2 protein-coding genes are annotated in these 2,504 nt (G+C 43.7%); both read left to right on the top strand.

Going from position 1 to position 2,504, the window contains the following annotated elements; genetic code table 11:
• Position 1 precedes the first annotated feature (1 nt).
• Positions 2-223 carry a hypothetical protein gene (locus ACFIJJ_RS09435; protein WP_375624443.1) on the top strand — a complete coding sequence of 74 codons (222 nt, stop codon included), beginning with the start codon at positions 2-4 and terminating at the stop codon, positions 221-223.
• Positions 224-245: 22 nt separating this feature from the next.
• Positions 246-2,396, top strand: coding sequence for a hypothetical protein (locus tag ACFIJJ_RS09430; RefSeq protein ID WP_375646761.1), 2,151 nt, complete (start codon positions 246-248; stop codon positions 2,394-2,396).
• Positions 2,397-2,504: the final 108 nt, after the last annotated feature.

Below are 2,504 nucleotides of genomic sequence, written 5' to 3'. Positions count from 1 at the left end.
AATGTCATTAAAACCGTTTGCGATATCAGAGATTAGCGACCCGTCTCAAGTACGGGTCGTTTTGTATTCGGGGGAAGGTTTTGTGCATGCGCCGCTTAATGGCGTTTTTGATTTACTGAAAGCCGCTTTGAAAACGGAGCTTGATGGTTCACTGAAAGATTTAGAGAAGCGCTTAGAGGCATTAAGAGAAGAGTTTGAAGATTTGAAAGAGTGTTCATTTTAGGTTTAATGAAGGAATAAAGCATATGAAAATACCCGATCATAGTCATGAGTATTTGATACCAATAGCAACGAAAGAGGAAATCAGAGAAGGAAGTTCGCAAGATAGTGTTGTTGTTCCTAAGATTTTAGGGACGGCATCTTTGTATTCGTATGAAACTTTTGCACCATTAGAACAGGTTGTTAATGCAAGGCAAGAGTCTGAAAAAGCCATGTCGCGTGCGAATGGCGCGCAACAGGTTGCAGAAGAATCGAAGAGGGTTTCGGAACAAGCGCTTAGCGAAGTGACGAAAACAGTTCAAACAGCGACAACAGCGCTTACGACGTCTCATGAAGCGAAGGAAGAAGCTAAAGCAGCGACGACAACGGCTAGCCTTGCGAAAGAGACAGCGGATACAGCCAATGGCTTAGCAGAAGAAGCCAAGAATACTTCTGATGCCGCGAAGCAAATGGCAGAAGAGGCGAAGGCAGGAGTCGATAGAGCTACAGGGGAAATAAGTGGTACGAAAGGTTCATTGGCTACGGCATTGCAAAGTTTTTCAGAGGTCAAGCAGGCAAGTGAGAATGCCGTCCATGTCTCGACAGAAGCAAAGAGATTAGCCGATGAATCGAAGTCCATTGCTGAACGTGCAGAACAAACAGCGAGAGATGCTTCCCAAACAGCAACAGAGACAACCCAAGTAGCAGCGACCGCGGTAGCGACGAGTCATGAAGTTAAGACGATAGCAACACAAGCAAGTCTTAAGGCGGATGGAGCCAAACAGACAGCTGATGATGCTAAGGATATTGCAGAAGCGGCGAAAAGTGCAGCAGAGAGTGTAACAGAGAAAGTAGATCAAGCACTAAGAGAGGCTAGCGATGCAAAATCTAAAGCAGAAGGCTTAGAAACAATAGCCAATGAAGCAAAATCCACGAGTGATCATGCAAGCCAAACCGCTTTGAGTGCAAAAAGTTTATCAGAAGAAGCGAAGAGTGTTGCGGAGCAAGCAAAAGAAGAAGCTGATACGACGAAGCAAGGGCTTGGAGAGGTCAAGAGTTCATTAGACACGGTGACCGCAACGACAAATTCTGCGAATACAGCCGCCTCTGAGGCAAAAGTGTTAGCGGAAGAAGCGAAGAGTGCATTGACAGAAATTCAAGAGAAGGCACAGAGGAACAGTAACAGTCTTTCTGAACTTCAAAATAAGGTAAGTTCTCTTTCCACTAGTTTTTTAGAGGATGTGCGTTTTAATCAACCTAGCAGAATTCTGGAAGACGATCCGGAAAATAGAAAAGGTCTTGTGATCAATGAAGGGGCGTGTTTTCGCGTTTATCATGGTGGTGAGAATGGGGGTAGGTCCATCTTTTTCCGCACTCCAGAGCGTGGAAGGATGACTTTTGAAGAATATATTGAAGCAGGAAAGGATTATTATATATATATCACTACAAAAGATCAGATGAATAAGATATCCTTTGAAATTTCGCAAAATCCGACAGCTCCTAATGGCTATACAGAGGATAATTCTCAAAAGATTGGTGGATTTCATACGCTTTGTGCAGATGTTGGTGAGATTGAAGATCATCCGTTATCGGGTTATCAAGCGGGGGATATTCTCCCTAATTCTGTTTGGTGTCTCAATCACCGTCCACGTAGTGACCCAGAGGGAATGGTTTACGATCCGTGGAAGAATATTTGGGTTGATATTTATCTTCAATCAGGGACAGATGAAAATACGAAGTCTGCCTATGGTGTTCCGATTACAACCAATCGTAGCTATTCTGACCATCACGTGGATTTGTCGTCTGTTAATAAGAGATTTTTGACGAGTGATGAGTTCGCGTCTTGCATGTATGGAATCAATTCGGGAACCAGTATTATAGGCAATAAAGCGCCTTCTCCCAAAACGTCTGGAGGACACGTTGATACAAACAATAGACGGATGATTTCGTATATCGGTTGTGAGGATGGTTGCGGTTATGTGTGGCAATTTTTGTCTGGTTGTTATCCCGTGACGAAATGGCATACAGGGGAGCAAGGAAGCAGTTTACGTGTAGACGTAAATGTTATGTTGGGAGGAGGCGATTGGTCCGGTGATGCTAGTAATGGTGAATTTGCGCGGAATTTTGCGCATTCTCGTTATGTGGAAGATGAAAAAATAGGTGCCCGTGGATGTAGCGACCCACTTTATTATAATTAGCGCGAGATTGATTAGAACATCATTTTATCCAGCCTCACTTTTGTGGGGCTTTTTTTATGGAGCGTCAGATGAGAAAGATATCGAAAGAAGGATTAGAGCTTATCAAAC

Source organism: Bartonella sp. TT29SHDZB, from assembly GCF_042193395.1.
Lineage (GTDB): Bacteria > Pseudomonadota > Alphaproteobacteria > Rhizobiales > Rhizobiaceae > Bartonella.
The sequence above is the reverse complement of the archived record's forward strand: the minus strand, read 5'-3'. Positions and strand labels throughout refer to the sequence as shown.

Bases quoted from the DNA above. Each gene is read 5' to 3' on its own strand.
- ACFIJJ_RS09430 (WP_375646761.1), top strand. From the start codon at position 246: ATGAAAATACCCGATCATAGTCATGAGTATTTGATACCAATAGCAACG.
- ACFIJJ_RS09435 (WP_375624443.1), top strand. From the start codon at position 2: ATGTCATTAAAACCGTTTGCGATATCAGAGATTAGCGACCCGTCTCAA.